The organism is Streptomyces sp. NPDC001781 (assembly GCF_053596035.1).
In genome coordinates this window covers 124369-150021 of the sequence record NZ_JBSFFI010000001.1, presented here as the reverse complement: position 1 = coordinate 150021, position 25653 = coordinate 124369, and the positions used below count along the sequence as shown (strand labels likewise).

The 25653-nt window shown below is 72.0% G+C and carries 30 protein-coding genes and 1 riboswitch; of the genes, 15 read left to right on the top strand and 15 right to left on the bottom strand.

Annotation, left to right across the window (positions count from 1 at the left end):
* Positions 1-46: 46 nt before the first annotated feature.
* The 4 genes from ACWCV3_RS00840 (at position 47) to ACWCV3_RS00825 (ending at position 4375) form a co-directional block, all read left to right on the top strand.
* On the top strand, positions 47-1462 hold the full coding sequence (locus ACWCV3_RS00840) for a PTS transporter subunit EIIC (protein WP_451216306.1): 1416 nt from the start codon (positions 47-49) through the stop codon (positions 1460-1462).
* 31 nt (positions 1463-1493) lie between these two features.
* The gene (locus tag ACWCV3_RS00835) at positions 1494-1715 is read left to right on the top strand and encodes a hypothetical protein (protein WP_451216303.1); all 222 of its coding nucleotides are present in this window, start codon (positions 1494-1496) and stop codon (positions 1713-1715) included.
* A 717-nt stretch (positions 1716-2432) separates the two neighbouring features.
* On the top strand, positions 2433-3728 hold the full coding sequence (locus ACWCV3_RS00830; protein ID WP_451216300.1) for a globin domain-containing protein: 1296 nt from the start codon (positions 2433-2435) through the stop codon (positions 3726-3728).
* Positions 3725-4375: a pyridoxamine 5'-phosphate oxidase family protein gene (locus ACWCV3_RS00825; protein ID WP_451216297.1), complete on the top strand. Its 651-nt coding sequence runs from the start codon at positions 3725-3727 to the stop codon at positions 4373-4375. Before ACWCV3_RS00830 ends, ACWCV3_RS00825 begins: the two co-directional genes overlap by 4 nt.
* A 73-nt stretch (positions 4376-4448) precedes the next feature.
* On the opposite strand, the gene ACWCV3_RS00820 is transcribed toward ACWCV3_RS00825, so the two are convergent.
* Positions 4449-4835, bottom strand: a complete 387-nt coding sequence (locus ACWCV3_RS00820) for a VOC family protein (protein WP_451216294.1) — start codon at positions 4833-4835, stop codon at positions 4449-4451.
* Between the two features lie 82 nt (positions 4836-4917).
* Between ACWCV3_RS00820 and ACWCV3_RS00815 the strand changes: the two genes are divergently transcribed.
* Both ACWCV3_RS00815 and ACWCV3_RS00810 read left to right on the top strand, forming a co-directional pair.
* A complete protein-coding gene (locus ACWCV3_RS00815; RefSeq protein WP_451216291.1) occupies positions 4918-5487 on the top strand; it encodes a hypothetical protein in 570 nt (189 codons plus the stop codon).
* A gap of 14 nt (positions 5488-5501) precedes the next feature.
* Positions 5502-5939: a VOC family protein gene (locus ACWCV3_RS00810; protein ID WP_451216288.1), complete on the top strand. Its 438-nt coding sequence runs from the start codon at positions 5502-5504 to the stop codon at positions 5937-5939.
* Between the two features lie 65 nt (positions 5940-6004).
* Here ACWCV3_RS00810 and ACWCV3_RS00805 read toward each other — a convergent pair whose 3' ends face one another.
* The 3 genes from ACWCV3_RS00805 to ACWCV3_RS00795 all read right to left on the bottom strand — a co-directional run bounded on the left by ACWCV3_RS00805 (position 6005) and on the right by ACWCV3_RS00795 (position 7702).
* On the bottom strand, positions 6005-7132 hold the full coding sequence (locus ACWCV3_RS00805; RefSeq protein WP_451216285.1) for an NADH:flavin oxidoreductase: 1128 nt from the start codon (positions 7130-7132) through the stop codon (positions 6005-6007).
* A 146-nt stretch (positions 7133-7278) separates the two neighbouring features.
* Positions 7279-7512, bottom strand: a complete 234-nt coding sequence (locus tag ACWCV3_RS00800) for a hypothetical protein (protein ID WP_451216282.1) — start codon at positions 7510-7512, stop codon at positions 7279-7281.
* Positions 7505-7702, bottom strand: a complete 198-nt coding sequence (locus tag ACWCV3_RS00795) for a hypothetical protein (RefSeq protein WP_451216279.1) — start codon at positions 7700-7702, stop codon at positions 7505-7507. The genes ACWCV3_RS00800 and ACWCV3_RS00795 overlap by 8 nt, the downstream gene beginning before the upstream one ends.
* Before the next feature lie 112 nt (positions 7703-7814).
* Between ACWCV3_RS00795 and ACWCV3_RS00790 the strand changes: the two genes are divergently transcribed.
* The 4 genes from ACWCV3_RS00790 to ACWCV3_RS00775 all read left to right on the top strand — a co-directional run bounded on the left by ACWCV3_RS00790 (position 7815) and on the right by ACWCV3_RS00775 (position 10810).
* Entirely contained in the window at positions 7815-8654 is an 840-nt protein-coding gene (locus ACWCV3_RS00790; RefSeq protein WP_451216276.1) for a helix-turn-helix domain-containing protein, read from the top strand.
* Positions 8638-8847 carry a DUF397 domain-containing protein gene (locus ACWCV3_RS00785; RefSeq protein ID WP_451216273.1) on the top strand — a complete coding sequence of 70 codons (210 nt, stop codon included), beginning with the start codon at positions 8638-8640 and terminating at the stop codon, positions 8845-8847. The genes ACWCV3_RS00790 and ACWCV3_RS00785 overlap by 17 nt, the downstream gene beginning before the upstream one ends.
* 281 nt (positions 8848-9128) lie before the next feature.
* Positions 9129-9935, top strand: a complete 807-nt coding sequence (locus tag ACWCV3_RS00780; RefSeq protein ID WP_451216767.1) for a hypothetical protein — start codon at positions 9129-9131, stop codon at positions 9933-9935.
* A gap of 206 nt (positions 9936-10141) precedes the next feature.
* Positions 10142-10810, top strand: a complete 669-nt coding sequence (locus ACWCV3_RS00775) for a hypothetical protein (RefSeq protein ID WP_451216270.1) — start codon at positions 10142-10144, stop codon at positions 10808-10810.
* Between the two features lie 44 nt (positions 10811-10854).
* On the opposite strand, the gene ACWCV3_RS00770 is transcribed toward ACWCV3_RS00775, so the two are convergent.
* The 3 genes from ACWCV3_RS00770 to ACWCV3_RS00760 form a co-directional block, all read right to left on the bottom strand.
* Positions 10855-11334, bottom strand: a complete 480-nt coding sequence (locus tag ACWCV3_RS00770) for an Ig-like domain-containing protein (RefSeq protein WP_451216267.1) — start codon at positions 11332-11334, stop codon at positions 10855-10857.
* Positions 11335-11457: 123 nt separating this feature from the next.
* Positions 11458-12477 carry an IPT/TIG domain-containing protein gene (locus ACWCV3_RS00765; RefSeq protein ID WP_451216264.1) on the bottom strand — a complete coding sequence of 340 codons (1020 nt, stop codon included), beginning with the start codon at positions 12475-12477 and terminating at the stop codon, positions 11458-11460.
* Between the two features lie 82 nt (positions 12478-12559).
* Positions 12560-13306 carry an IPT/TIG domain-containing protein gene (locus ACWCV3_RS00760; RefSeq protein WP_451216261.1) on the bottom strand — a complete coding sequence of 249 codons (747 nt, stop codon included), beginning with the start codon at positions 13304-13306 and terminating at the stop codon, positions 12560-12562.
* A gap of 242 nt (positions 13307-13548) precedes the next feature.
* On the opposite strand from ACWCV3_RS00760, the gene ACWCV3_RS00755 reads away from it, so the two are divergent.
* Entirely contained in the window at positions 13549-13821 is a 273-nt protein-coding gene (locus ACWCV3_RS00755; RefSeq protein WP_451216258.1) for a hypothetical protein, read from the top strand.
* 10 nt (positions 13822-13831) lie between these two features.
* On the opposite strand, the gene groL is transcribed toward ACWCV3_RS00755, so the two are convergent.
* The 4 genes from groL to thrC all read right to left on the bottom strand — a co-directional run bounded on the left by groL (position 13832) and on the right by thrC (position 17886).
* Positions 13832-15454, bottom strand: coding sequence for a chaperonin GroEL (groL, locus tag ACWCV3_RS00750; RefSeq protein WP_451216255.1), 1623 nt, complete (start codon positions 15452-15454; stop codon positions 13832-13834).
* Positions 15455-15729: 275 nt separating this feature from the next.
* Entirely contained in the window at positions 15730-15933 is a 204-nt protein-coding gene (locus ACWCV3_RS00745) for a cold-shock protein (protein ID WP_009189266.1), read from the bottom strand.
* Positions 15934-16339: 406 nt separating this feature from the next.
* Positions 16340-16615: a MoaD/ThiS family protein gene (locus ACWCV3_RS00740; protein ID WP_135791998.1), complete on the bottom strand. Its 276-nt coding sequence runs from the start codon at positions 16613-16615 to the stop codon at positions 16340-16342.
* Positions 16612-17886: a threonine synthase gene (gene thrC, locus ACWCV3_RS00735; protein WP_451216251.1), complete on the bottom strand. Its 1275-nt coding sequence runs from the start codon at positions 17884-17886 to the stop codon at positions 16612-16614. The genes ACWCV3_RS00740 and thrC overlap by 4 nt, the downstream gene beginning before the upstream one ends.
* Positions 17887-17903: 17 nt before the next feature.
* Positions 17904-18061: riboswitch (SAM riboswitch) on the bottom strand.
* Between the two features lie 136 nt (positions 18062-18197).
* Between thrC and ACWCV3_RS00730 the strand changes: the two genes are divergently transcribed.
* Positions 18198-19142 carry a glucosyl-3-phosphoglycerate synthase gene (locus tag ACWCV3_RS00730; protein WP_451216248.1) on the top strand — a complete coding sequence of 315 codons (945 nt, stop codon included), beginning with the start codon at positions 18198-18200 and terminating at the stop codon, positions 19140-19142.
* A gap of 73 nt (positions 19143-19215) precedes the next feature.
* Entirely contained in the window at positions 19216-20631 is a 1416-nt protein-coding gene (locus ACWCV3_RS00725) for an alpha,alpha-trehalose-phosphate synthase (UDP-forming) (protein ID WP_451216245.1), read from the top strand.
* Between the two features lie 19 nt (positions 20632-20650).
* Here the strand turns inward: ACWCV3_RS00725 and ACWCV3_RS00720 are convergent, their stop codons facing one another.
* From ACWCV3_RS00720 to ACWCV3_RS00705, 4 genes are read right to left on the bottom strand one after another with little or no spacing between them, the layout of a single operon-like run.
* Positions 20651-20860, bottom strand: a complete 210-nt coding sequence (locus ACWCV3_RS00720) for a hypothetical protein (protein ID WP_451216243.1) — start codon at positions 20858-20860, stop codon at positions 20651-20653.
* A 38-nt stretch (positions 20861-20898) separates the two neighbouring features.
* Positions 20899-21756 (bottom strand): trehalose-phosphatase, encoded by an 858-nt coding sequence (gene otsB / locus ACWCV3_RS00715; RefSeq protein WP_451216241.1) that lies wholly within the window; start codon positions 21754-21756, stop codon positions 20899-20901.
* A gap of 29 nt (positions 21757-21785) precedes the next feature.
* Entirely contained in the window at positions 21786-22043 is a 258-nt protein-coding gene (locus ACWCV3_RS00710) for a DUF3263 domain-containing protein (RefSeq protein WP_451216238.1), read from the bottom strand.
* A gap of 35 nt (positions 22044-22078) precedes the next feature.
* The gene (locus tag ACWCV3_RS00705) at positions 22079-23359 is read right to left on the bottom strand and encodes an ABC transporter substrate-binding protein (RefSeq protein ID WP_451216235.1); all 1281 of its coding nucleotides are present in this window, start codon (positions 23357-23359) and stop codon (positions 22079-22081) included.
* A 108-nt stretch (positions 23360-23467) separates the two neighbouring features.
* On the opposite strand from ACWCV3_RS00705, the gene ACWCV3_RS00700 reads away from it, so the two are divergent.
* Both ACWCV3_RS00700 and nagA read left to right on the top strand, forming a co-directional pair.
* Positions 23468-24412, top strand: coding sequence for an ROK family protein (locus ACWCV3_RS00700; RefSeq protein ID WP_451216232.1), 945 nt, complete (start codon positions 23468-23470; stop codon positions 24410-24412).
* Positions 24412-25566 (top strand): N-acetylglucosamine-6-phosphate deacetylase, encoded by a 1155-nt coding sequence (nagA, locus tag ACWCV3_RS00695; RefSeq protein WP_451216229.1) that lies wholly within the window; start codon positions 24412-24414, stop codon positions 25564-25566. The genes ACWCV3_RS00700 and nagA overlap by 1 nt, the downstream gene beginning before the upstream one ends.
* Positions 25567-25653: the final 87 nt, after the last annotated feature.

Genomic DNA, 25653 nt, shown 5'->3' with positions numbered 1-25653 from the left:
AGGAGTCCCGCGCGCCGGACCGGCCGGGGTGGCGCAGGCTCGGAGCGTGCGCCACGACACCGCCACCGAAACCGCCTCCGCCGTCCTCGCCCTGACGGGCGGCGCCGCGAACGTCCGTCACGTCACCCACTGCCTCACCCGGCTCCGCCTCACCGTCGCCGATCCCGCCGCCGTGGACGAGCACTCGCTGCGCTCGCTGCCGGGCGTGCTCGGGGTGATCGGGGCCGGGACGCCGTCGCTCCAGGTGGTACTGGGGCCGGGGGTGGTGGACACGGTCACGGCGGCGGTGGAGCGGCAGCTCGCGGAGGGGGTGCGCGCCGGGGACGTAGGGGCGGGGGCGTACGCCGCGGACACGGGCCCCCGCCCGTCACCCGGCGGGCCCCCGCGAAGGGGCCGCCTCTCCGCCTCCCTCCGCCGCGTCGCCAACGTGTTCGTCCCCCTCATCCCCGCCCTCGTCGGCTGCGGTGTCCTCGCCGGTGTCAACGGCCTGCTCACGAACGCCGGCTGGCTTCCCGGCCTCACCCCGGCCCTGGCCGCCCTCGCCTCCGGGTTCATGGCCCTGATCGCGGTGTTCGTCGGCTACATGACCGCGAAGGAGTTCGGCGGCACCCCGATCCTGGGCGGTGCCGTGGCCGCCGTGATCGTCCATCCGGGCGTGGCGAAGGTGACCGCGTTCGGCGTGCACCTCTCCCCCGGCCAAGGCGGAGTCCTCGGCGCACTGGCCGCCGCCCTGCTCGCGACCCGGATCGAGAAGTGGTGCCGGGGACGCGTACCCGGCGCGCTGGACGTCCTGCTGACCCCGACCGTCACCGTCCTGGTCGCGGGCCTCGCCACCCTGTACGGCCTGATGTACGCGGCCGCAGCCGTGGCCACCGCGATCGGCACCGGCGCGAACTGGCTGCTCACGACCACCGGTGCGTTCGCGGGCCTGATCCTGGGCGGGCTGTTCCTCCCGCTGGTGATGCTCGGCCTGCACCAGGCCCTGATCCCCATCCACACCACCCTGATCGAGCAGCAGGGCTACACCGTGCTGCTGCCCCTGCTGGCCATGGCCGGGGCGGGCCAGGTCGGCGGGGCGCTCGCGGTGTACGTGCGTCTGCGCCACGACACCGCCCTGCGCACCACGATCCGCTCCGCGCTCCCGGCGGGCCTGCTGGGTGTGGGCGAACCCCTGATCTACGGCGTCTCGCTCCCCCTGGGGCGCCCGTTCGTCACCGCGTGCGTGGGCGGGGCCGCGGGCGGCGCGTTCGTCGGGTTCTTCGCCATGCTCGGCGAGAGGGTCGGCGCCACCGCCATCGGGCCCTCCGGCTGGGCCCTATTCCCCCTCCTCACCGGCAACCAGGGGCCGGCCCCGGCCATCGCCGTCTACGCGGGCGGCCTCCTGACGGCGTACGCCGTGGGCTTCGCGGCGACCCTCGCCTTCGGCTTCCCGAGGGGCCGGGCCGCCAGGACTCCCGCGTGACGCCGCGCATCCCGCCGTCGTTGCCCCTGACATGAAGAAGCTGCTGCTCGCCACCGTCGCCCTCGCCGCGTCCTCCGCCGCCCTGGCCGCCCCCGCCCACGCCGCCCCGGCCGACGACCGCTGGACGGCCGAGGACACCACCGCCTGCGCGGCCGACCTCACCGTGACCCCCGTGGTCGAGGCGGTCTCCCCGCTGCCGCTCGGCGGGCAGGCCCCCTCATGCGGCGAGGGCAGCCTCCTGCACCACGGCTGAGGACGTTCTCCCCGTCCCGGGACCCCTTCTCGCAGGCCCCGGCCCCATGCGCCCGCACCCCGCTTCGGCGTCCGGTGCGGGAGTGACGGCACGATTCGCACCGACCGCGTCAGGCGGCGGAACAACTGGACCGACGCCCCGCCGATCCACCGAACTGCCAAGGTCATCCGACGCCATCTTCTACCGCTAGGGTGACGGGCGCCCAGTGGTTGCCCGTTCCAGGCATCCAGGCTGTCGGCGTAGGCACTTGCACAGCTACGCGTGACTGTCAGCGGTTTCGGTCCTGTGGCCGATGACCCCCCACCGCTGTGCCGAGGGTGCCCACGTCGAGAGAAGAAGGTACGTGAGTTCAATAAGCGCTCCCCGGCCCACCGGTCTCCCCCACGTCGATCCCGTGCCGCACGGCGGCGAGGTCGGTATCGAGAGCCGTCAGGCCCTTTCCGCGGCCGAGCGTCCGGTGATCGCGCGCTTCGCCCCCGCTCCCGCCCTCATATCCCCCGCACTTGTGGCCTCGGGCAGACATCGCCCGGCACCAGGGGACGCCCGGAGGGGGCGCCGCGGTTCGTCGGGCGTGCCGGGCTCGCCGTCCGCGAGGCGGGGACGGACAGCGGGCGTGGGAGGAGTCCGAGCCGCGGCCGAAGGGCCCGGACTCCAGGACCATGTCTTCGCGCCGGCCGATCAGGCCTGGGGTGAACGGTGACGGGCAGGTTCGAATCCATGCCCCTGACCTCGCACCCCGACAGACAGACCTCGCCGGCGGACGGCTGGCGAGGAGTCCCCACGCCCCACCCGGCCTTCCCGGCGCCACCCGGTCACTTCTCGGCCCTCCCGGCTCCGGTCAGCGCCGAGGACGTCGCGCTGGTACGGTCCAGCCTGACCGTTGTCGCTCCTCATGTCGCCGAACTGGCCGCGTACTTCTACGACATCCTGTTCGCGCGTTATCCACAGGTCAGGAACCTGTTCCCGGCTGAGCTCGACGTCCAGCGGGACCGTCTGGTGCGCGCACTGCTGCGCATCGTGGAACTGGTCGACGACCCCGACAACCTCGTGGCGTTCTGTTCCCGCCTGGGACGCGGCCATCGCAAGTTCGGCACGCAGAGCGCCCACTACCCTGCCGTCGGCGAATGCCTGCTGCTGGCCCTCTCCCATTTCGCGGGCCCGGCATGGAGCCCGGCACTGGCGGGGGCGTGGGAGCGGTCCTACACCGCGGCGGCGGACGTGATGATCCGGGCCGCGGAGGAGGACAGCCGCGACCGTCCTGCCGTGTGGGACGCCCACATCATCGAGCACGTGCCCCGCGGCAACGGGATAGCCGAGATCACCGTCCAGCCCCACCAGCCGTACCCGTTCCTCGCGGGCCAGTACGTGAGCGTCGAGACGCCGTGGGCACCGAGGCTGTGGCGTCAGTACTCGCCGGCGAACGCCCAGCGCCCCGGTTCCGAGCTGACCTTCCACATACGTGCCGTGCCCGAAGGAAGAGTCAGCAACGCGCTCGTCCATCACGCACGTCCCGGAGACCCCGTCCGGCTCGGCCCGCCGGAAGGCGACATGGTCCTGCGCCCGAGCCGCCAGCGGGACCTGCTCTTCGTGGCCGGAGGCACCGGCCTCGCCCCGATACGCGCCCTGATCGAGGAAGTCGCCCGGGAGGGCGTCGGAGACGCACGCGAGGTCAGTCTCTTCATCGGCGCCAGAACGGCGGACGAACTGTACGGACTCGACGACATGCTGCGCATGTCCCAGCGCTACCACTGGCTCCGCGTCCGGGCGGCGGTCTCCAACGAGCGCATCGTGGGGCTGGAGGGCACCCTGCCCGAGGTGCTGATGGAATTCGGCCCCTGGTTCCGGCACGAGGCGTATCTGTGCGGCCCGCCGCAGATGCTGGACGGGGCCCTGCGGGCCTTGCGGCGCCACGGTGTCCCGCCCCGCCACATCCACTACGACCCATGGGACACCCCGGTGCTGACCGCTCCCCTGGGACCGCCTCCGTCCGACGAGGAGATCGACCAGCTGTGAACGGCGCCCACATACCAGGCTCCTCCGGAGAACGACTGCTCCAGCGGCAACTCGGCACCGCCGACCGGGCGGCCGTCTTCTACGAACGCCAGGTGCACCCTTACCTGACCACCGCCATGCGGGAGTTCATAGCCCGTCAGAGCATGGTCTTCCTGTCGACAGCGGACTCGCGGGGAGCCTGCGACGCCAGCTTCCGCGCCGGACCGCCGGGCTTCTGCGTCAGCCTCGACGACCGCACGCTGACGTACCCCGAGTACCGCGGCAACGGCGTTCTGGCCAGTGCGGGCAACATGACCGAGAACCCCCAGATCGGCATGCTGTTCATGGACTTCACCCATGACCACATAGGGCTGCACGTGAACGGCACGGCCCGGATGTACGCGGACCACGAGATACGCACGTGGTATCCGCAACTGCCGACCGACCTCGCACCCGGCCGCCAGCCCCACCTGTGGGTCCACGTCACGGTCGAGGAAGCCTACGTCCACTGCTCCAAGCACATCCCCCACCTCGAGCCGGCCACCCGCCCCCGCTCCACGACAGAGCGCAACCGCCCCAAGGACAGCGACTACTTCCCGGAGTCCGCTCCTGTCCGGCAGACGACAGAACCCGGGGCTCTTCGGAGTTACGACCAGCCACTCGGGTGAACGCCGCTGCTCCGGACGGTGGGCGCCAGGTGTGCCGGGCGGACAGCACAGGCGTGCTGTCCGCCCGGCACGCCTAGGCGTACTGGGCGAGCTGGATCAGATTGCCGCAGGTGTCGTCCAGCACCGCGATGGTCACCGGGCCCGCCGGGACCGGCTCCCGGGTGAAACGCACCCCGAGCCCGCGCAGCCGCTCGTACTCGGCGCGTACGTCGTCCACGGCGAAGGAGGTGGCCGGGATGCCGTCGCCGCGCAGGGCGGCCGTGTACGGCCTGGCCGCGGGGTGGGCGTCCGGCTCCAGCAGCAGCTCGGTGCCGTCGGGCTGCTCGGGCGAGACCACGGTCAGCCAGCGGTGCTCGCCGAGCGGCACGTCGGCCTTGCGCACGAAGCCCAGCACCTCGGTGTAGAAGCGCAGCGCCTTCTCCTGGTCGTCGACGAAGACGCTGGCCAGGTTGATCCTCATGGGCTGTCCTCCAGGTGCCGGGGTCGTCGCGACGTATCCTCGCGCATCCGGCGACCCGACGCGCGGGTGAGAAGCTGGGTACATGAATCACGCCCAGCTCACCGCGCTAGGCCGCGCCCTCCGGCTCGTCGGGGAGCACGGTGAGGCGCTGTCCGCGGACACCCCGGACTCCCGGCTGCACGAGGTCAGGGCCGATCTGCGCCGGGCGCTGGACCTGCTGGACGAGAGCGTCTCGGCCGGCGCCCCCACCACCCGCTGCGCGGAGCACCCGCAGGGCCCGGTGGACGAGAGCGCGCCGGACCTGTGCCTGCTGTGCGAGACCCGGCGCAGGGCCGCCCGCCGCGCGGAGTACGGCGGTCAGGGCCGGGGCCCGGAGGCGCCCGCGACCGCCCCCTCCCGCTACGGCGTCCGCGCCGACCGCCCCCAGCCCCAGCAGCGGTGGCTCCCCGAGGCGTGGAACGGCCGCGAGTGGCAGCTCTGCGGCACCCCTCGCAGGGACCGCCGCGAGGCGGAGGCGTATCTCGCCGCCGCCCGCCGGGGTTCGCGCCCGGCGATGGCCTACCGTCTGGTCCACGAGTTCACCGACTACGAGGTGCTCCGCGTGTGGGGCACCCCCACCCAGGTGGACATCGAACCGATGGGCAATCTGTAGCCGGAGGCAGCAGCATGGACCAGCAGCTCAGCGTGGTGACCCTGGGAGTGGCGGACCTGGTGACGAGCCGCCGTTTCTACAGCGGGGGCCTCGGCTGGACCCCGCTGCTCGACCTGGACGAGGCGGTCTTCTACCAGGTCGGCAAGGGGGTCGCGCTGGCCCTGTTCCCGCTGTCCGACCTGGCCGCCGACACCGGCGCCCCGGCCACCGCGGGCACCCCCTTCACCCTCGCCCGGAACGTCGGCTCCCCCGCCGAGGTCGACGCGGCCGTGGCCCGCGCCCGCGAGGCCGGGGCGGACGTCCTCAAGGAGCCCCGGCGGGCGGCCTTCGGCGGCTACCACGCCTACTTCACCGACCCCGACGGCCACCGCTGGGAGATCTGCCACAACCCCGGCTGGTCCGTGGCCGAGGACGGCACGGTACGGCTGACGGCGGTGGAGCAGGAGAGCTGAGGCGTGAGGGCGACGCGAAGGCGCCGGGCGGGAGTCCCCCCACCCGGCGCCTCAGGAACAGAGCCTCAGCTCAGCGAGCCCAGCGCGGCCGCGTCGTACGGCTTCAGCTCGTCGAACCGGCCGGACAGCACCTTCGCGGCCCACTCCGGGTCCTGGAGCAGCGCGCGGCCGATGGCGACCATGTCGTACTCCTCGCGCTCGAAGCCGTCGAGGAGGTCGTCGATGCCCTTGACCGGGGAGCCCTCGCCCTGGAAGGCGCCCACGAAGTCGCCGTCCAGGCCGACCGAGCCGACGGTGATGACCGGCTTGCCGGTGATCTTCTTGGTCCAGCCGGCGAGGTTGAGGTCGGAGCCCTCGAACTCGGGGAGCCAGTAGCGGCGGGTGGAGGCGTGGAAGACGTCGGCGCCGGCGGCGGAGATCGGGGCGAGGATCGCCTCCAGCTCCTCCGGGGTCTCGGCCAGACGCGCGGTGTAGTCCTGCTGCTTCCACTGCGAGTAGCGGAAGATGACCGGGAACTCGGCGGACACGCGCTCGCGCACGGCCGCGACGATCTCCGCGGCGAACCGGGCGCGGGCGACCGGGTCGCCGCCGTAGCCGTCGGCGCGGCGGTTGGTGCCCTCCCACAGGAACTGGTCCAGCAGGTAGCCGTGGGCGCCGTGGATCTCGACACCGTCGAAGCCGATGCGCTCGGCGTCGGCCGCGGCCTGCGCGAAGGCGCCGATCACGTCGTCGATGTCGGACTGCGTCATGGCCTGGCCCTTGGGCTCGGCACCGGCCTTGTGCACGCCGGAGGGGCCCATGGCGGGGGCGTCCGCGAACGGCGGCTCGCCCTGGCGGCGGACCATGCCGATGTGCCAGAGCTGCGGGACGATCGTGCCGCCCGCAGCGTGCACCTCACGCGCCACCTTCTCCCAGCCCGCGAGCTGCTCCTCGCCGTGGAAGCGCGGCACGCTGTCGCTCTGGCCGGCCGAGTCGTGCCCGACGTACGTACCCTCGGTGACGATCAGGCCGACGCCGTTCGCGGCGCGGCGGGAGTAGTACGACACCACGTCCTCGCCGGGGACGCCGCCCGGGGAGAACATCCGGGTCATCGGCGCCATCGCGATCCGGTTCGGCACGGTGAGGCCGTTCAGCGTGATCGGGCGGGACAGGAGCTGGGCCGCGCGGCTGGCGGCGGACGTCGAGACGGTCACGTGAGGGGCTCCTCGGAAGAACGATGTGGGTGGACCGGCTGGTATGTGAGCACGCAATGGTGCACCTAGTGAAACAACTGCTTCACCCGGCTCCGCATTCCGCCCCGCCGGACCGGGTCCGTGTGACCCCAGCCACGCCCGCCCCCTCAGCTCAGGCCCACCCGCCTCCGGGCCTCCCGGTTCAGCAGCCGGACCCGCTCACGGAGCACGTCGGCGGGGGCGGCTTCGCCGAGGTGTTCCGGCGGTACGTCCCACTCCCTGCCGCCACCGAGGGGCCGCAGCTGAACCCGGCCGCCGACCCGCCCCATGACCTCACCGAGCCGCCCGTCCCGTACGTCGAGGGCGTACGCCCCGAGGGCCGGCCCCTCCTCGTCACCCACCCGCCCGCTCCGCGAGGACGGTGACGAGACGGGCGGCGACATCGAGGTTGCAGCTCCCGAGATCCACCAGGGTGTCGCGCCCGCCGCGGACCGCGGTCACGGGGTCGACGCGGAGCGAGGGCAGTACGATCCCCGCGCCCCGCAGGGCGGTGCGCAGCCGCTCGACCGCCTGATCAGCGGTGTCCGTCATTTCGCTACCTCCACGCTGAGTGTTCCCGTTCTGCACACAGAGTGGCGGAGCTGCTTCTAGCCTGGCCAGACAGCCCGCGCCAACAACCTCACCTGTGGGACAGGGGGCAGCGATGCCAGGCCCGAAGGACCTCGACCCGTCGTCGTCACCGCGAGCGATGATCGGAGCGGAGCTGCGCCATGCGCGGGAGCGGAAGGGGTTGAGCCAGGAGCAGTTGGGCCAGCTCCTCTTCGTGAGCGGCTCGTTCATCGGCCAGCTGGAGGCGGGTACGCGCCGGATGCAGTCGGAGTACGCCCGGCTGCTGGACGAAGCGCTGGACACGGGGGACTTCTTCGCGCGGAACTGCGTCGCGGCGGCGAAGTCCAAGTACCCGGAGCACTTCGCCGAGGCGGCGGAAGCGGAGGCGCAGGCCACAGGGATCAGGGAGTACTCACCTCTGCTGATCCCCGGATTGCTCCAGACCCCCGAGTACGCACGAGCCGTGTTCCGCGCCTACCGTCCGACGGAACCCGATCGTCGACTCGACGAGCTGGTGTCGGTTCGCACGAGCCGGGCGGCTCTCCTCGACGATCCAACAGACCTGATGTTGTGGGTGGTGGTGGACGAAGCGGCGCTGCGTCGCGTGACGGGCGGACGGGTCGTGATGGCGGAGGCCGTGCGGCACCTGGCCGACACATCCCGGCAGCACCGCGCGATCGTGCAAGTCCTGCCGTTCGAGGCCGGCGCCCACACGGCGATGGAGGGCCCCATCAGGCTCATGGACTTCGCGGACGCGCCACCGTTGGTGTACTTCGAAGGTGTGGGCACGGGAAGACTGGAGGACGACCCCACCACCGTCAGGCGACGCCAGCACACCTTCGAGTTGCTCGCGGCCTGCGCCCTCTCACCAGCCAAGTCCCTTGTTCTCCTTGATGCGGTGGCACAGGATTACGCGCATGCCAAACACCCCTGAGCCCAGTCCGCACCCCGCCACCTGGCGCAAGTCGACGTACAGCGGTGGCAGTGGCGGCAACTGCTTGGAGGTGAACGACACCCACCCCACCACCCACGTCCCCGTACGGGACTCCAAGGCGCCGCACGGCCCGGCGCTCGCGTTCCGGGCGCAGGCGTGGACCGCGTTCGTGGAGAACCTCAAGGCCGGCTGAGCCTGGCATGCCTCCGAGGCTCAAGTGGCGAGCTCCGAGCCCTCTTTACAAGGATTGGTAGGCGGGTCCCCAACCCACCCTCCCACCCTGCGATTTGACCGGGAGCCACCGACTTGCCACGAACAGTGACGAGGCTCTAGCGTGCCCGCATAACGAACAGCCCCCGTCAGGCGCTACCAACACCTGCGGGGGCTTGACCTACAAGATCGATGAGGCTCGATCCCGTGGCTGAAGCCAAGCTTAGCCCTGCCCCTCGGCAGGCGCACGCACTCCCGCCCGCCATGGCCAACCCCGGCTACGGCAAGCGCTCGGCGCCGGACCAACTCCCGCGCACCAAAGATGACTTCGCGCATCTTCCGCCTCGCGAAGCCGCCATCGCCGCGTACATCGACCGTTTGCCGGACGGCGCCGACATCTCGGTGAAGACGCTGGCCAAGACACTCCCGTACGGCCAGTGCGCCCTGCGTACCGCCCTCAACCGCCTTCAGAACGCCGGGCACTTGAGGCGCGGCAGGGAGCGCCTGGAGTCGGCGGGGACCGGCCCCCGCTGGATCACCCGATCGTGGTTCTCCCGTACGGCCCGCGACGACGGATGGTGGGCCTCCTTCGCCCGGGGCGACGTCACGGAGACCCCGCCGAGGCCCACCCGGACCAGGGCCCACATCCTGCTGGCCGCCCTGGGCCGCAAGACCCCGGCCCTGTCCCTCTCGGCAGCCGACTGCGCCGGCCTCGCCCCGCTGCTGACGGAGTGGTTCGCCCGAGGCGCGTCGGACGACCACATCCTCCGCGCCCTGACGGACGGCCTTCCCGCTCCGATCCACCACCCGGCGGCCCTGCTCCGCCGCCGCCTCACGGACAAAATTCCACCGGAACCGGTGCGCATCCCACCGCGCCGCATCCTGCAATGCGCGAAGTGCGAGGTCCTGGGCCGCCCCGAGGCCCTCCCAGGAGGCATGTGCCGGGCGTGCCGGGGCGAGCAGTCCCCCTGGCAAGGCCCAGCACCCCTGCCGGCCCCGGACGTGCGCGCCCGCGCGGAGGAGATCAGAACCGCGATGTCCGCCCGCAGGCACACATCGGCACCCGTGTGACCCCAGCGGGAACCTCACGCGTCACGACCGCGCTCACGCGGGGGTGTATAAGGATCCAGGACGCCCTCGCGGCCGCTGCAGACCGTCCGGAGCTGCTGCGACGTACGTCTGACGAAGGGGAAGGGGTGGATGTGCGGAGTTCGGGCCCCCCGGACCGAGCCCGGCTCGACCGCGCTCTGGACGGCCTGGCCGTCACTTTCCGCGGCATGACCGCCGTCGGCGACGCGACCCAGTGCACCTGCCACTGGGGCAGCGCGGACGAGCTGGCGCTGCTGAAGGTCCCGGACCTGGAACTCGACCCGGACCTGCTGCGCCGTACTTGGAGCGCGCCCGACTGGAGCGACCACGGCGCGGTACTGCGCCGCGTCCTGCCGCAGTTCGCGCGGGCGCTCGCCGACGGAACCGCGGCAGGCTCGTACGCTCCGGACGAGGTCGGGCAGTCGTTCGCCAGGGGCACCTGGCAGCAGTGGCCCGTGCCCCAGCGCGAGTCGGTGCGGGAGTTCCTGCACGCCTGGTGGTCCCACAGCCTCACCGATCCGGCCCCGGCGATCCCGGTCCACGGCCTTCTGGCCCTGTGCACGGAGGCATCCGCCACACTCACCCCGTGGCTCAGGGTCTGGGCGGCACGCGACCACCCCGTGGCCGACCGGCACCTGGCGGATACGGCGACCCACTGGGTGCGCGACCTCCTGTACGACGACCTCCCGTGGCGCACCTGCCACGACGAGGACGCCCTGCGTACCGAGCTCGCCACCTGGCTCGCCGACCACGCCCCAGGCCGCCTGCCGGCTCACCACACCGACCGCATACTCCTGGCAGCCCTGCCGACCCCGGCCCGCTGGGAGGACCCCCGTTGGCCGGTCCCGCCTTCCTGAGGCGGCCTGGGCGGACCACTACCGTCCCCGTCCTGACGGACCTCCTACCTGTTGATGTTGTTGATGCTGTTGTGGATGTTGATGTCACCCGTGGAGAAGCCGAACAGCCCGCACAGCAGCAGGCAGCCGGAGGGGGTGGTGGGCGGCGGGGTGGGGCCGCTGGTGACCAGGACGGTCGTGGTCCCGTTGGAGGCGTCGCAGTCGCCGTTGCCGTTGTAGGCGGCGGTGATGTTGTGGGTGCCCGCGGTGAAGGTGGTGGTGTAGTCGGCCTGGCCGTTCGCGCCCACGGGCACCGTGGTCAGCTCGGTGGCGCCGTCGAAGAGGGTCACGCCCAGACCGCCGCTGGGGTCGGAGGAGCAGGCGACCGTGGCCTGCAGGTGCACCGGCGAACCCGCGGTGGTCGACTGAGGTGTCGCGGTCACCGTGGTCGTCGAGCCCACCGCGGCCGCGGGGGAGGCCAGCCCCAGCACTGCCGCGAACGCCGCGGCGGCCACCAGCTTGCCCCTGCATCGGATACTTCTCACCGTTCGGCTCCCTACGTCGATCGACGGATCCACGGGCCGTGCGTCGTGGTGATGCCAAGCTACGGTCATCTTTTTTTCGTTCCGGGGAGCCCGCGCGGACAGGCAACCCGATCGGATCAGCCTTCAGATGCCGGGTGGGGCGACACGGGTGTAGGTCAGGCCGGCGGAGGTGCCGCCCGCGGTGGTGACGCTCACCGTCACCGGCCCCGCCGCCCCCGCCGGCGCCACGGCCGTGACCTGCGTGTCGGAGACGACGGTGAACGGGACGCCCTGGCCGCCGAAGGTGACCTTCGTGGCGGTGGTCAGGTTGGCGCCGACGAGGGTGACGACCGCCCCCGCCGAGGTGGGTCCGCTGCCCGGCACCAGAGCGGTCAGCACGGGAGCGGCGATGTAGACGTAGGGGACCGGGTTGCTCGGGCCGCCCGGCGTGGTCACCGTGATCTGCGTGCTGCCCGTGCCGGGCGGTGCGGTGGCCGTGATCTGCGTCGAGGACACCACGGTGAAGGAGGTCGCGTTCGTGGCCCCGAAGCGGACCGCGCTCGCGTTGAGCAGGCCGGTACCGGTCAGCGTCACCACCGTCCCGCCGGACACCGGTCCCTGACCGGGGTCGGCGGTGTTCAGTACGGGAGGCACGGCGTAGAAGAAGTAGGCGTCCGGGGAGGCGGCACTGGTGCCTCCGGGCGTCGTGACGGTGACCGCCGCCGCGCCGGGACCTCCGGCCGGGGTGACGGCGGTGATCTGGCTGGCGGAGTTGACGGTGAACGACGTCGCCGCCACGCCGCCGAAGCGCACGGCACTGGCGCCGGTGAAGCCCGTACCGGTGATGACGACCGTGGTACCGCCCGATGCCGGCCCGCTGTCGGGGGTCACCGCCGTGACGACCGGTACCGCGGCCGCGACGTAGGTGAAGGTCACCGAGTTGCTGGTGCCGGTCGGGCTGACGACGGTCACCGCCACCGGCCCGGCGCTGCCGGCCGGGCTGACGGCGGTGATCTGGGTGGCGGAGTTGACGGTGTACGAGGCGGCGGTGCTGCCGAACCGCACGGCGGTGGCCCCTGTCAGCCCGGTCCCCGTGAGGGTGACGGCGGTGCCGCCCGTGGTGGGGCCCTGCGTGGGGTTGGCGGTACTGAGGGTGGGCGGCATGAGGTGCTCCTGACGGGTGTCGTGCCCGGATCGTGGCGGTGCCGCCGCCCGGCGTGGGGACCGGGCGGCGGCGCCGTGGAGATCAGATCGAGGGCGGTGTGACGTAGGTGAAGGCGTCGGCGGCCGTGGCGGACCCGGCCGGGTTGGTGACCACCACGTCGACCGATCCCGCGGCTCCGGGCGGGGTGACCACCGACAGGGTGGTGGTGTTCACCACGGAGAACGGCGCCGGGGTGCCGTCGAAGGTGACCGAGTCGGTGCTGTCGAGGTTGGTGCCGGTGATCGTCACCCCGGTGCCGCCGGACGTGGGCCCGGACGACGGGGCGACGGTGGTGACGGTGGGTACGGCGACGTAGACGTAGGACAGGCCGTTGTTGGAGCCTCCCGCGGTGGTCACGGTGACCCCGACGGGGCCCGCCGCCGCGCCCGCCGGGACGGTGACCGTGAGCTGGGTGTCGGAGACGACCGTCGGGGTGGCGTTCACGCCGCCGAAGGAGACATTGGTCGCGGTGGAGAGGCCGGTGCCGTTGAGGGTGATGGTGTTGCCGCCGGCGAGCGGCCCGGAGGAGGCGCTGAGGGAGGACTTGAAGGGGGCGCCGACGTAGAAGAACGGCACGGGGCTGCTGGTGCCGCCCGGCGTCGTCACCGTCACCCCGACCGTGCCCGTGCCGGAGGGGGACACCGCCGTGACCTGGGTCGGCGAGACGTTGGTGACGCTGGTGGCCGACTTGCTGCCGAACTTGACCGCCGTGGTGCCGGAGAGGTTCGTTCCGGTGATGGTCACCAACGTGCCGCCGCCGGTGGACCCCTGGTTCGGAGAGATGGGCATGAGGAGACTCCTCGCTGACAGAAGGAAGACACAGGACGCAGCCGACCGACGAGCGCAGGGGCGAGGGGTCCGAGCACGCCGCGCGTCACCGTGGTGCCGCTGGGCGCGCCAAAGAAAAAGACCGGCAGAAGCCGCCTCTACCACGAACCCCCGGTATGGGATGGGCGGCCCACCGGTTTGCTGCCACAAGTGACCCATACGAGGGACAGGCTGCCAATGTGCCGAGGGGGGTTTACACCCGGATGGCCGAGCGTGCGGCCAGAGACACTGAGCCCACGCACACCGGCGCACGCCACTGCCGCGCGCACGCCGGCCCCTGGCTGATCACTCGTCTGACGGAGCGCGGCAGTCCGGCGGCGACGGGACGGGCCGGCCCGGGCGAGAAGGGCGGGCAGCGGGTCGCCGGCGTGGACGGGGACGACGCGAAGGCCGATCGGGGCGACGGCGCCGCCGCGAAGACGCCGAAGGGCGGCACCTCCCGTGAGGGAAGTGCCGCCCTGGCGAAGGACAGTTGATCCAGGAGGATCAGAAGTCCATGTCACCGCCCGGCATGCCGCCCGGAGCGGCCGCGGCGGCCTTCTCCGGCTTGTCGGCGATGACGGCCTCGGTGGTGAGGAACAGCGCGGCGATGGAGGCCGCGTTCTGCAGCGCGGAGCGCGTGACCTTCGCCGGGTCGATGATGCCCTCGGCGATCATGTCGACGTACTCGCCGGTCGCGGCGTTCAGGCCGTTGCCGACGGGGAGGTTGCGGACCTTCTCCACGACGACGCCGCCCTCGAGACCACCGTTGACGGCGATCTGCTTCAGCGGGGCCTCCAGCGCGAGCTTGACCGCGTTGGCACCGGTCGCCTCGTCGCCCGACAGCTCCAGCTTGTCGAAGACCTGGCCGGCCTGCAGCAGAGCCACGCCACCACCGGCGACGATGCCCTCCTCGACGGCCGCCTTGGCGTTGCGCACGGCGTCCTCGATGCGGTGCTTGCGCTCCTTGAGCTCCACCTCGGTGGCGGCACCGGCCTTGATGACCGCCACGCCGCCCGCGAGCTTCGCCAGGCGCTCCTGGAGCTTCTCGCGGTCGTAGTCCGAGTCGGAGTTCTCGATCTCGGCGCGGATCTGGTTCACGCGGCCCTGCACCTGCTCCGAGGAGCCGGCGCCGTCCACGATGGTGGTCTCGTCCTTGGTGACGACGACCTTGCGGGCGCGGCCCAGCAGGTCCAGGGAGGCGCTCTCCAGCTTGAGACCGACCTCCTCGGAGATGACCTCGCCACCGGTGAGGATGGCGATGTCGCCGAGCATGGCCTTGCGGCGGTCACCGAAGCCCGGGGCCTTGACCGCGACGGACTTGAAGGTGCCGCGGATCTTGTTGACCACGAGGGTGGAAAGGGCCTCGCCCTCGACGTCCTCGGCGATGATCAGCAGCGGCTTGCCCGACTGCATGACCTTCTCCAGCAGCGGGAGCAGGTCCTTGACCGAGGAGATCTTGGAGTTGGCGATGAGGATGTAGGGGTCCTCGAGCACCGACTCCATGCGCTCCATGTCGGTCGCGAAGTAGGCGGAGATGTAGCCCTTGTCGAAGCGCATGCCCTCGGTGAGCTCCAGCTCGAGACCGAAGGTGTTGCTCTCCTCGACGGTGATGACGCCTTCCTTGCCGACCTTGTCCATCGCCTCGGCGATGAGCTCGCCGATCTGCGTGTCGGCGGCGGAGATGGAGGCGGTGGAGGCGATCTGCTCCTTGGTCTCCACGTCCTTGGCCTGCTCGAGCAGGGCGGTGGAGACGGCCTCGACGGCCTTCTCGATGCCGCGCTTGAGGGCCATCGGGTTGGCGCCGGCGGCCACGTTGCGCAGGCCCTCCTTGACCAGGGCCTGGGCCAGCACGGTCGCGGTGGTCGTACCGTCGCCGGCGACGTCGTCCGTCTTCTTGGCGACTTCCTTGACCAGCTCGGCGCCGATCTTCTCGTACGGGTCCTCGAGCTCGATCTCCTTGGCGATGGAGACACCATCGTTGGTGATCGTGGGGGCGCCCCACTTCTTCTCGAGGACGACGTTGCGGCCCTTGGGGCCGAGCGTCACCTTGACGGCGTCCGCGAGCTGGTTCATGCCGCGCTCGAGGCCGCGCCGCGCCTCCTCGTCGAACGCGATGATCTTGGCCATGTGAAGTGGTCCCTCCAGGACTGGGGGTGATTCCTTCGGACCGCGCCCGCGCCCGCGACGGACGGCTCGCCGGCCTTGTGGTTCCTTGCCCCACCCGGCCTGCGGGCCTCGCCGACCCGGTCCTTCGTTGTCACTCTCACCTTCAGAGTGCTAACGCAATGATTAGCACTCGCCCAGGGCGAGTGCAAGCGCCTTCGAGGGATCAGGACGGGGCGTAACAGGACGAAGGGCCCGCACCCTGTACGGGTGCGGGCCCTGCGCTTGTCCAAAGACGTTCAGGCGGTGACGCGAACCATGTCGGCCTGCGGGCCCTTCTGACCCTGCGAGATCTCGAACTCGACCCGCTGACCCTCTTCCAGGCTGCGGTAGCCGTCCATCTGAATCGCGCTGTAGTGGACGAAGACGTCCGCACCACCGTCGACCGCGATGAAGCCGTACCCCTTCTCCGCGTTGAACCACTTGACGGTGCCCTGAGCCATGGCTAACTCCCCTATTGCTGGCCCTTGCGCAGATCCACACCTCGTGAACCTGGGTCAGACCTCGTCCCCGATCTTCCGGGGGCGTGCGCCGGAACGCGTCGACCGCGGCTGAATGTATCTGTCCAACTGCCGTCTGCAACAGGTCAATCGGACGAGAATTCTGGACGGGCACAGTCCGGAATCTGCCGCAACTTCGGCTGAATTCGGGGCAAGTCGGGCCCCACAAATGCAGCAAATGCCGCACATTACCCGCGCATTTTGGCTACTTCTTGTCGGGCAGGCGGCATGAGCCAACGACGCCCGGCCCTCGGGGACGGGAGCGCGTTCCCCAACTCTACCGCGCTCAATCACACAGAATGGCCCCCTCCGTTTACCTCGCGGAGAGGGCCATTACCGAGGGTGAATTTCAGCCGCCGGCGACCGCCGGAATGATGGAGACACCCGCACCGTCGGGCGTGGCGGTCTGAAGTCCGCCCTCGAAACGCACGTCGTCGTCATTGACGTAGACATTCACGAACCGGCGCAGCCTGCCCTGGTCGTCCAGGACGCGGGCGGCGATGCCCTGGTGGTGCTTCTCCAGGTCCTCGATGACCTCCGCGAGCGTGCCGCCCTCGGCGGCGACCTCGGCCTGCCCGCCGGTGTAGGTGCGCAGGATGGTCGGGATGCGAACGGTCACGCTCATGCGAGGCCAGCCTCTCGGAAGGAGTCCAGGTTCGGGCGGATGGTCGCGGTCAGACCGGTGCCGGCGACCGCGTCCAGGGTCTTGAGGCCGTCGCCGGTGTTGAGGACGACGGTGGTGAGCGAGGGGTCCAGCGCGCCTGTCTCGATCAGCTTGCGGGTGACGCCGACGGTCACCCCGCCCGCCGTCTCGGCGAAGATGCCCTCGGTGCGGGCCAGCAGCCTGATGGCGTCCACGATCTGCGGGTCCGTCACGTCCTCCACCGTCCCGCCGGTGCGGCGCGCGATGTCCAGCACGTACGGTCCGTCGGCCGGGTTGCCGATGGCGAGGGACTTGGCGATGGTGTCCGGCTTCTGCGGCCGCACCACGTCGTGGCCCGCCTTGTACGCGGCGGACACCGGCGAGCAGCCCTCCGCCTGGGCACCGAAGATCTTGTACGGCCTGTCCTCGACCAGGCCGAGCGCGATCAGTTCCCTGAGCCCCTTGTCGATCTTGGTGAGCTGGGAGCCGGAGGCGATCGGCACCACGAGCTGGTCGGGCAGCCTCCAGCCGAGCTGCTCGCAGATCTCGTACGCCAGCGTCTTGGAGCCCTCGGCGTAGTACGGCCGCAGGTTGACGTTGACGAAGCCCCAGCCCTCACCCGCCGGGTCGCCGATCAGCTCGGAGCAGAAGCGGTTCACGTCGTCGTAGTTGCCCTCGATGCCCACCAGCTCACCGCCGTAGACGGCGGCCATGACGACCTTGCCCTGCTCCAGGTCGTGCGGGATGAACACGCAGGAGCGCAGGCCCGCGCGTGCGGCGGCGGCGCCGACCGCGCCGGCCAGGTTGCCGGTGGAGGAGCAGGAGAGGGTGGTGAAGCCGAAGGCACGGGCCGCCTCCAGCGCCTGGGCGACCACGCGGTCCTTGAAGGAGTGCGTCGGGTTGCCGGAGTCGTCCTTGACGAACAGCCCGCCGGTGACGCCGAGTTCGCGCGCCAGGCGGTCGGCCTTGACCAGCGGTGTCCAGCCCGGGTTGAGGTTCGGCTTGTCGGCCACGTCGGCGGGGACGGGCAGCAGCGGGGCGTAGCGCCAGATGTTCGCCGGGCCGGACTCGATGCGCGCCCGGAGCTTCTCGGTGTCGTAGGCGGAGAAGTCGTAGGCGATCTCCAGCGGCCCGAAGCACTCCTCGCAGGCGAAGACGGGACCGAGCGGGACGCGGTGTCCGCACTCCCGACAGCTCAGGGCGGCGGCGGGGCCGAGATCGACGGTGGGGGTGGCGACAGTCTGCACAGCCATGGAGGCGAGGCCCTTTCTCCTCATCTTCCTCACGACGCATCTCGCCGTGAGACGGATTTGGCACCTTCCCTAGCCGGGAGCCTCGCGCGTGCCGCGACGTGTCGCGCACGGGAGACCGGCTGGAGGGTTGCCGGGGCTTCATCGGGCCGTTTCCCTCTGCCCCTCTGGATGAGCGGTATTCGGTTGTGGACGCCGTCCGACCTCGACATGCGATGGTCATCGGCGTTGTTCAAGACTGTAACCGAAGGCCAGGAGAGTTGAAGGTGTCGTCCGAACCGCGAGATGGATCAGGCAGTGAGGAGCCGCAGACCATGCTGGAGGAAACCGAGCGCTGGCTGGCCACCCGCTCCTGGTCGGTGGCCGACCGCCCGCTGCACCGCGTGCTGGCCGCCAAGCAGCGGTCCGGGCAGCGGATCTCCGTGGTGCTGCCCGCGCTGAACGAGGAGGCGACGGTCGGCGAGATCGTCTCCGTGATCCGCCACGACCTGGTCTTCCAGGCTCCGCTGGTGGACGAGATAGTCGTGGTGGACTCCGGGTCCACCGACCGAACCGCCGAGGTGGCCGCCGCCGCGGGCGCGCGGGTGGTGCACCGGGACGAGATCCTGCCCCGGCTGCCCGCCGTGCCCGGCAAGGGCGAGGTGCTGTGGCGCAGCCTGCTGGCGACCGAGGGGGACGTCATCGCCTTCGTCGACGCCGACCTGCGCGAGTTCTCCTCCGACTTCGTCCTCGGCATCGTCGGCCCGCTGCTCACCGATCCGGGGATCGACCTGGTCAAGGCGATGTACGACCGTCCGCTGGGCGGCGCCGCCGGGCAGGGCGGCCGGGTGACGGAGCTGATGGCGCGGCCGCTGCTGAACATGCACTGGCCGCAGCTCGCCGGGTTCGTGCAGCCACTCGGCGGGGAGTACGCGGCCCGGCGCTCGCTGCTGGAGCGACTGCCGTTCCCGGTGGGGTACGGGGTCGAGCTGGGCATGCTGGTGGACTCGCTGCACCTGGTCGGGCTGGACGCGCTGGCCCAGGTGGACGTGGGCGAACGCAGGCACCGGCACCAGGACGGGCAGGCGCTCGGCCGGATGGCCGCCGCGATCTACCGCACCGCGCAGCTCCGGCTCGCGCGCGGGCACCTGGTGCGGCCCGCGCTGACCCAGTTCGAGCGGGGGGTGAGCGGTTTCGAGCCGCGTACCCATTCGGTGGACACCGAGGAGCGGCCGCCGATGACGGAGATCGCGGAGTACGCGGAGCGGCGGGCGGCGTGAGCGGGCCGTATACAGCCGGGCTCGCCGGTCGCGCGTACGTTTGAGCGTTTGCGGGCCGGGCTAGGTTGAGGCCATGGCTACGCAGGGTGCTGAGGTGCTGGTCGCGTCCAATCGCGGCCCGGTTTCGTACACGGTGGGTCCGGACGGGTCGTTGGGTTCCCGCCGGGGCGGCGGCGGTCTCGTCTCGGGGCTGTCGGCGATCGGTCCGGACACGGACGCGGTGTGGGTGTGCGCCGCGCTCGGGGACGGCGACCGGGAGGCGGTGCGGCGCGCGGACGGCGGGCTGCTGCCCGCGGAGGACACCGGCGGGCAGCGGGTGCGGATGCTGGACATCGACGCCGGCGTCTACGCCGACGCGTACAACGGGATCGCCAACTCGGCGCTGTGGTTCGTGCACCACATGATGTACCAGACGCCGCTGGAGCCGGTGTTCGACGCGGAGTTCCGCCGGCAGTGGGACGCGTACCGCGCCTACAACCAGGCGTTCGCGCAGGCGCTGGCCGAGGAGGCGGCGCCGGGGGCGGCGGTGCTGATCCAGGACTACCACCTGGCCCTGGCCCCCCGGATGCTGCGCAAGCTCCGGCCCGACCTGCGCATCGGCCACTTCTCGCACACGCCCTGGGCGCCGCCGGACTACTTCCGCCTGCTCCCGGACGACATCGCGGCCGAGCTGCTCATCGGCATCCTGGGCGCGGACCGGGCGGCCTTCCTGACCCGGCGCTGGGCGGACGCGTTCACCGACTGCTGCCACGCGGTACTGGGCCCGGGCATCCCGTCGGGTACGGAGATCGGGGTGCACGGCCTGGGCGCGGACGCGGAGTTCCTGCGGGAGCGGGCGCACCGGGCCGACGTGGACGAGCGGATGGCGGTGCTGCGGGAGCAGATCGGGGAGGGGCGCCGGTCGATCGTCCGGGTGGACCGCACCGAGCTGTCCAAGAACATCGTGCGCGGCCTGCTGGCGTACCGTCGCCTCCTCGAGAACCACCCCGAGTGGCGCGAGCGCGTGGTCCACGTCGCCTTCGCCTACCCCTCCCGCCAGGACCTCGCCCTGTACCGCTCCTACATGGAGGAGGTACGCCGGGTCGCGGAGGAGATCAACTCCGAGTACGGCACGGCCGGCTGGACCCCGGTCCTGCTCCACCTCGACGACGACTTCGCCCGCTCCCTGGCCGCTTACCGCCTCGCCGACGTGGCCCTGGTCAACCCCATCCGCGACGGCATGAACCTGGTCGCCAAGGAGGTCCCGGTCGTCTCCGACGAGGGCGTGGCCCTGGTCCTGTCCCGCGAGGCGGGCGCGTACGAGGAGCTGGCCGAGCACGCCATCACGGTCAACCCGTACGACGTGGTCGGCACGGCCGAGGCCCTCCACGAGGCCCTGACCCTCCCGGACCCGGCCCGCGCCGAACGCTCCAAGCACCTGTCCGACGCGGCCACGGCCCTGCCCCCCACCAAGTGGTTCCTGGACCAGTTGAACGCGCTGCGGGGGTGACGCGCGAAGGCCGGCCTGTTCAGTTCCAGGCCAGCCAGCCGACGCCCACGGCGGTGACGAGTCCGGCCCCGGCCCAGGCGGCGGGGCGGCTGCGGCGGTCGGCCAGGATGCCGACCAGCGCGGCGGCCAGCAGCACGACCGTCGTACCGATCACGGCGCGCAACAGACCGTCGTGGTAGCCGAACTCGTCCAGGTGCCTGCCGAAGTACAGGAACCAGGCGCTCTTCATACGCCCTCCGATTCGTATGTGCGTGGCGCCCGTCGGCCTCAGCCGAGGTGCGCCGCCAGGTTTCCGAGCAACTCCACCACACCCTCGGGGCCGTCCACCACCAGGTCGGCGCGGTCCGCCAGTTCCGTCACCTCGCTGCTGCCGCTGCACACCAGGAGGGAGGGGACGCCCTCGGAGCGGAGTTTCTCCAGGGCCGCGAAGGCGGGGAGGTCGCCGAGGTCGTCGCCCGCGTAGAGGACGGACTCGGCGGCGGTGGCGCGGAAGTGGTCCAGGAGGGCCACTCCCTTGTCCATGCCGGGCGGGCGGAGTTCGAGGACCAGGCGGCCCGGTTCGACGATGAGGCCGTGGCGGGTGGCGAGGTCGGTGAGGGGGGCGCGCAGGGTCTCGAAGGCGGCTTCGGGATCCTCGGCGCGCCGGGTGTGGACGGCGACCGCGCGGCCCTTCTCCTCGATCCAGGTACCGGGCCAGGCGCCTGCCCGGTCGAGGACACCGGGGAGTTCCGCGCGGACCGCGGCGACGCCGGGGTGCGGGGCGGGCGCGGTGACGTTTCCGGTCGCGGCCTCCCAGCGCTCGGCGCCGTAGTGGCCGAGGACGACGAGGTGCTCCAGGCCGGGCACCCCGGCGAAGCCGCCGTTGCGGACCGCGACCCCGGCCGGGCGGCCGGTGACCACGGCGACGGAGGCGACCTTCGGCGCGAGCGCCGCCAGCGCGGGCACCGTGCCGGGGTGGGCGCGGGCCTGGTCGGGGTCGGCGACGATGGGGGCCAGCGTGCCGTCGAAGTCCAGGCCGATCACGGCGGTGCTGGGCCGCCGGAGCAGCGCTCGCAGACCGTCGCGGCCCGCCTGGGTCACCGGCACCGGCAGCGCGCTGTCCTCGGGGATGTCAGGGATGCCCATAGGGCGACACTATCCGCGCCGGGCCACCCTCACGCCTCCGAGGAGGCACTCCGGTCAGGCCCCTGGCGTTGCGACCTTCTCGCCTCGCGCACCCGGCGCAGCCGGTTGACCGTCACCGGGTCGTGGGCGAGGGCGCGCTCGTCGTCCAGCAGGGCGTTGAGGAGCTGGTAGTAGCGGACCGGCGCGAGCCCGAGCTGCTCGCGGATGGCGCGCTCCTTCGCGCCGGGGCCGGGAGAGCCCCGGCGCTCCAGCGCGAGGATCGCCTTCTCACGGCTGCCGAGTTCCATGCCGGCAACCGTAACCCCGGCCACCGACAGCGGTCTCAGCCCTGGGACTGGGCCGTGCTGTCGGCGACCGTGGCGGCGGCCTGGAGCCGGGTGAGCACGCCCGCGGGGCTGCCGCCGGGGGAGACGGCCTGCCCGATCTCCTTCTTCACGGACGCGCTGACCGCCGCCCAGGAGGTCTTGTTCACCGGGTACTGCTCGGCGGTCGGCAACTGGTCCAGGAAGGCGTGCAGCGGGACGTCGGTCCTCGCGTCCGACTGGCTCATCGCCTCGGAGGCCGAGGTGGTGACGGGCAGCAGACCGTACTTGCGGGAGAAGTCGAGCACGTTCTTCTGCTCGTACACGAAGTCGAGGAAGGCGCCGATCTGGCGGGCGTGGCCGTTCTGCCTGAAGGCCAGCATCCAGTCGGTGACGCCCATCGCGGCCCGCGCCCGCCCGGTGCGGCCCGGCATCGGGACCATGCCGAACTTCACGCCCTTCGCCTCGGCCTGCCGGATCAGTGTGGGGTGGCCGTTGAGCATGCCGACCTGTCCGTTCGCGAACGCGGCGAACGCGGCGGCCCGGTTGAGCCGGCCCGGGGCGACGGGCCCGGTGAGCCCCTTGCCCACCAGGTCGTCCCTGAGCCAGGTGAGCGTCTCGCCGTTCACCGCGGAGTCGATCGTGTAGGTGCCGATGTCGTCGGTGTAGCCGCTGCCGCCGCTCAGCAGCCACTGCATGGTCTCGGCCTGCGCCTCCTCGGGGCCGAGGGGCAGTGCGAAGGGGTACTTCACCCCCTTGGCCTTGAGCGCCTCGGCGTCGGAGGCCAGCTCGTCCCAGGTGGCGGGCGGGGTGATGCCGGCCTGCTGGAACAGCGTCTTGTTGTAGAAGAGCACGCGCGTGGAGGCCGCGAACGGCATCGCGTAGGGCGTGTGGTTCCAGTCCCCCGCGCCGGCGAGCTGCGACACGAAGTCGGCCTGGGTGCCGATGGAGAGGGTGTCGGACATCGGGTACAGCTTCCCGGCGGCCGCGTAGTCGGCGTACGCGCCGATCTGGGCCATGTCGGGGGCGTTCCCGGAGTCGACCATCGCCTTGACCCTGGCGTCGACGTCGTTCCAGGAGTAGACGCTGACCTGCACCTTCACATCGGGGTGCTTCGCCTCGTAGGCGTCGGCCAGCGCGGCCCAGTACTTCTTGGAGCTGTTGGCGGCGGAGTCGCCGTAGTCGGCGGCGACCAGCTTGAGGGTCGTGTCCGCGGAGCCCGTGCTCCCGCAGCCGCCGAGCATCGCCGTCATGCCCAGTGCGGACACCGCCGCGATCGTTCCTGCCGTACGCCGACGCACCCTCGAAGCCCCTGTCCCCTTGGTCAGACCATTCGGTCTCGAACGCATAAGGTCTACACCACGCGAGTGGACTAGACCTCTCGTGGGTCGTCGGGTCACACTGGGCCGGTGAGACATGTCATCGCCCTGGACGTGGGCGGTACCTCGATGAAGGCCGCGCTCGTCGGCGAGGACGGCGCGGTGCTGCACCGTGCCCGCCGCGAGACGGGCCGCGAGGGCGGACCGGACGCGGTCGTCGAGAACCTCCTCGCCTTCGCCGCCGACCTGCGCGCGCACGGCACCGAGCACCTCGGCGCCCCCGCGCTCGCGGCCGGCGTCGCCGTGCCCGGCACCGTCGACGAGGCGGACGGCACCGCCCTGTACTCGGCCAACCTCGGCTGGCGCGACGTACCGCTGCGCGCGCTGCTCACCGAGCGGCTCGGCATGCCCGTCGCCCTCGGCCACGACGTGCGCACCGGCGGCCTCGCCGAGGGCCGCGCCGGGGCCGGCCGGGGCGCGGACCGCTTCCTGTTCGTCGCGCTGGGCACCGGCATCGCCGGGGCGATCGGCCTGGCCGGCGGGGTCGAGGCGGGCGCGAACGGCTTCGCCGGGGAGATCGGCCACATCGTCGTGCGCCCCGGCGGCCGCCCCTGCCCGTGCGGCCAGACCGGCTGCCTGGAGCGGTACGCATCCGCCGCCGCCGTCGGCACCGCCTGGGCCACGGCGAGCGGCCGCGCGGACGCGGACGCCGCCGACTGCGCACGGGCCGTCGCCGCCGGGGACCCGGACGCGGCCCGCGTCTGGACCGAGGCGGTCGACGCGCTCGCGGACGGCCTCGTCACCGCGCTCACCCTGCTCGACCCCGGCACCCTGATCGTCGGCGGCGGGCTCGCCGAGGCCGGTGAGGTGCTGTTCGGGCCGCTCGGCACGGCCGTCGGAAGCCGGCTCACCTTCCAGCGCACACCCGTCCTCGTCCCCGCCGCGCTCGGCGACGGCGCCGGCTGCCTGGGCGCGGCGCTGCTCGCCCAGGACCTGCTCCAGCACATCCCCCAGACCACGGAGGTACGCACCTGATGGCCGACAACAGCGCACGCCCGCTGGTGCTCACCGGCGGCACCGTGGTGCTGCCCACCGGCGAGGTGCCGGGCGGGCGGATCGCCGTCGACGGCCGCCGGATCGCCGAGCGCGCGCCCGAGGGCGCCGACGTGCTCGACGTGACCGGCCACTGGGTGGTCCCCGGCTTCGTGGACCTGCACAACCACGGCGGCGGCGGAGCGGCCTTCTCCGGCAGCGCCGAGGACGCGCTCACCGCCGTCCGTACGCACCGCCGGCACGGCACCACCACGCTGGTCGCCTCCACCGTCACCGACGACCTGGACGCGCTGGCCCGCCAGGCCGCCCTGCTCGCCGAACTCGCCGAGCAGGGCGACATCGCGGGCGTCCACTTCGAGGGACCTTTCATCTCCCCGTGCCGCAAGGGCGCGCACTCCGAGGCGCTGCTGCGCGACCCCGACCCGGCCGAGGTCCGCAAGCTGGTCGACGCCGCGCGCGGCCACGCGAGGATGGTCACCCTCGCCACCGAACTGCCGGGCGGCCTGGACTCCGTACGCCTCCTCGCCGAGCAGGGCGTGATCGCGGCCGTCGGGCACACCGACGCGACCTACGAGCAGACGGTCGCCGCCATCGACGCGGGCGCCACCGTCGCCACCCACCTCTTCAACGCGATGCCTCCCATCGGCCACCGCGACCCCGGCCCGATCACCGCCCTGCTGGAGGACGACCGGATCACCGTCGAGCTGATCAACGACGGCACCCATCTGCACCCCGCCGCCCTGCAGTTGGCCTTCCACCACGCCGGTGCCGAGCGGGTCGCCCTCATCACCGACGCGATGGACGCGGCGGGCTCCGCCGACGGCCGCTATCTGCTCGGCCCGCTGGAGGTCGAGGTCCGCGACGGCGTGGCGCGGCTGGTGGAGGGCGGCTCCATCGCGGGCTCGACGCTGACCCTGGACCGCGCCTTCCGGCGGGCGGTCACCGTGGACGGCCTGCCGGTCACGGACGTGGTCAGGGCGCTGTCGGCCAACCCGGCCCGGCTGCTCGGCCTGGCGGACCGGATCGGCTCGCTGGAGCCCGGCAAGGACGCCGACCTCGTGCTGCTGGACGCCGACTTCGCGCTCAAGGCCGTCATGCGCCGGGGCGAATGGGTGGTCGCGCCCCAACTGCCCTGATCCGTACCCGGCTTCTCCGGACGGCGTCCGTCCCTCAACTGGGCCGGACGCCGTCTCTTTGGCATGATCAGGGCCCCGGAAACCGAG

Coding starts and splice junctions, on each gene's coding strand:
- ACWCV3_RS00740 (WP_135791998.1), bottom strand. CDS start 16,615: ATGAGCGTGACCGTTCGCATCCCGACCATCCTGCGCACCTACACCGGC.
- nagA (WP_451216229.1), top strand. CDS start 24,412: ATGGCCGACAACAGCGCACGCCCGCTGGTGCTCACCGGCGGCACCGTG.
- ACWCV3_RS00720 (WP_451216243.1), bottom strand. CDS start 20,860: ATGAAGAGCGCCTGGTTCCTGTACTTCGGCAGGCACCTGGACGAGTTC.
- ACWCV3_RS00760 (WP_451216261.1), bottom strand. CDS start 13,306: ATGCCCATCTCTCCGAACCAGGGGTCCACCGGCGGCGGCACGTTGGTG.
- ACWCV3_RS00725 (WP_451216245.1), top strand. CDS start 19,216: ATGGCTACGCAGGGTGCTGAGGTGCTGGTCGCGTCCAATCGCGGCCCG.
- ACWCV3_RS00765 (WP_451216264.1), bottom strand. CDS start 12,477: ATGCCGCCCACCCTCAGTACCGCCAACCCCACGCAGGGCCCCACCACG.
- ACWCV3_RS00830 (WP_451216300.1), top strand. CDS start 2,433: ATGCCCCTGACCTCGCACCCCGACAGACAGACCTCGCCGGCGGACGGC.
- otsB (WP_451216241.1), bottom strand. CDS start 21,756: ATGGGCATCCCTGACATCCCCGAGGACAGCGCGCTGCCGGTGCCGGTG.
- ACWCV3_RS00815 (WP_451216291.1), top strand. CDS start 4,918: ATGAATCACGCCCAGCTCACCGCGCTAGGCCGCGCCCTCCGGCTCGTC.
- ACWCV3_RS00775 (WP_451216270.1), top strand. CDS start 10,142: ATGACCGCCGTCGGCGACGCGACCCAGTGCACCTGCCACTGGGGCAGC.
- ACWCV3_RS00820 (WP_451216294.1), bottom strand. CDS start 4,835: ATGAGGATCAACCTGGCCAGCGTCTTCGTCGACGACCAGGAGAAGGCG.
- ACWCV3_RS00795 (WP_451216279.1), bottom strand. CDS start 7,702: ATGACGGACACCGCTGATCAGGCGGTCGAGCGGCTGCGCACCGCCCTG.
- ACWCV3_RS00810 (WP_451216288.1), top strand. CDS start 5,502: ATGGACCAGCAGCTCAGCGTGGTGACCCTGGGAGTGGCGGACCTGGTG.
- ACWCV3_RS00730 (WP_451216248.1), top strand. CDS start 18,198: ATGCTGGAGGAAACCGAGCGCTGGCTGGCCACCCGCTCCTGGTCGGTG.
- ACWCV3_RS00780 (WP_451216767.1), top strand. CDS start 9,129: ATGGCCAACCCCGGCTACGGCAAGCGCTCGGCGCCGGACCAACTCCCG.
- ACWCV3_RS00835 (WP_451216303.1), top strand. CDS start 1,494: ATGAAGAAGCTGCTGCTCGCCACCGTCGCCCTCGCCGCGTCCTCCGCC.
- ACWCV3_RS00785 (WP_451216273.1), top strand. CDS start 8,638: ATGCCAAACACCCCTGAGCCCAGTCCGCACCCCGCCACCTGGCGCAAG.
- ACWCV3_RS00755 (WP_451216258.1), top strand. CDS start 13,549: ATGGCCGAGCGTGCGGCCAGAGACACTGAGCCCACGCACACCGGCGCA.
- groL (WP_451216255.1), bottom strand. CDS start 15,454: ATGGCCAAGATCATCGCGTTCGACGAGGAGGCGCGGCGCGGCCTCGAG.
- ACWCV3_RS00710 (WP_451216238.1), bottom strand. CDS start 22,043: ATGGAACTCGGCAGCCGTGAGAAGGCGATCCTCGCGCTGGAGCGCCGG.
- thrC (WP_451216251.1), bottom strand. CDS start 17,886: ATGGCTGTGCAGACTGTCGCCACCCCCACCGTCGATCTCGGCCCCGCC.
- ACWCV3_RS00790 (WP_451216276.1), top strand. CDS start 7,815: ATGCCAGGCCCGAAGGACCTCGACCCGTCGTCGTCACCGCGAGCGATG.
- ACWCV3_RS00745 (WP_009189266.1), bottom strand. CDS start 15,933: ATGGCTCAGGGCACCGTCAAGTGGTTCAACGCGGAGAAGGGGTACGGC.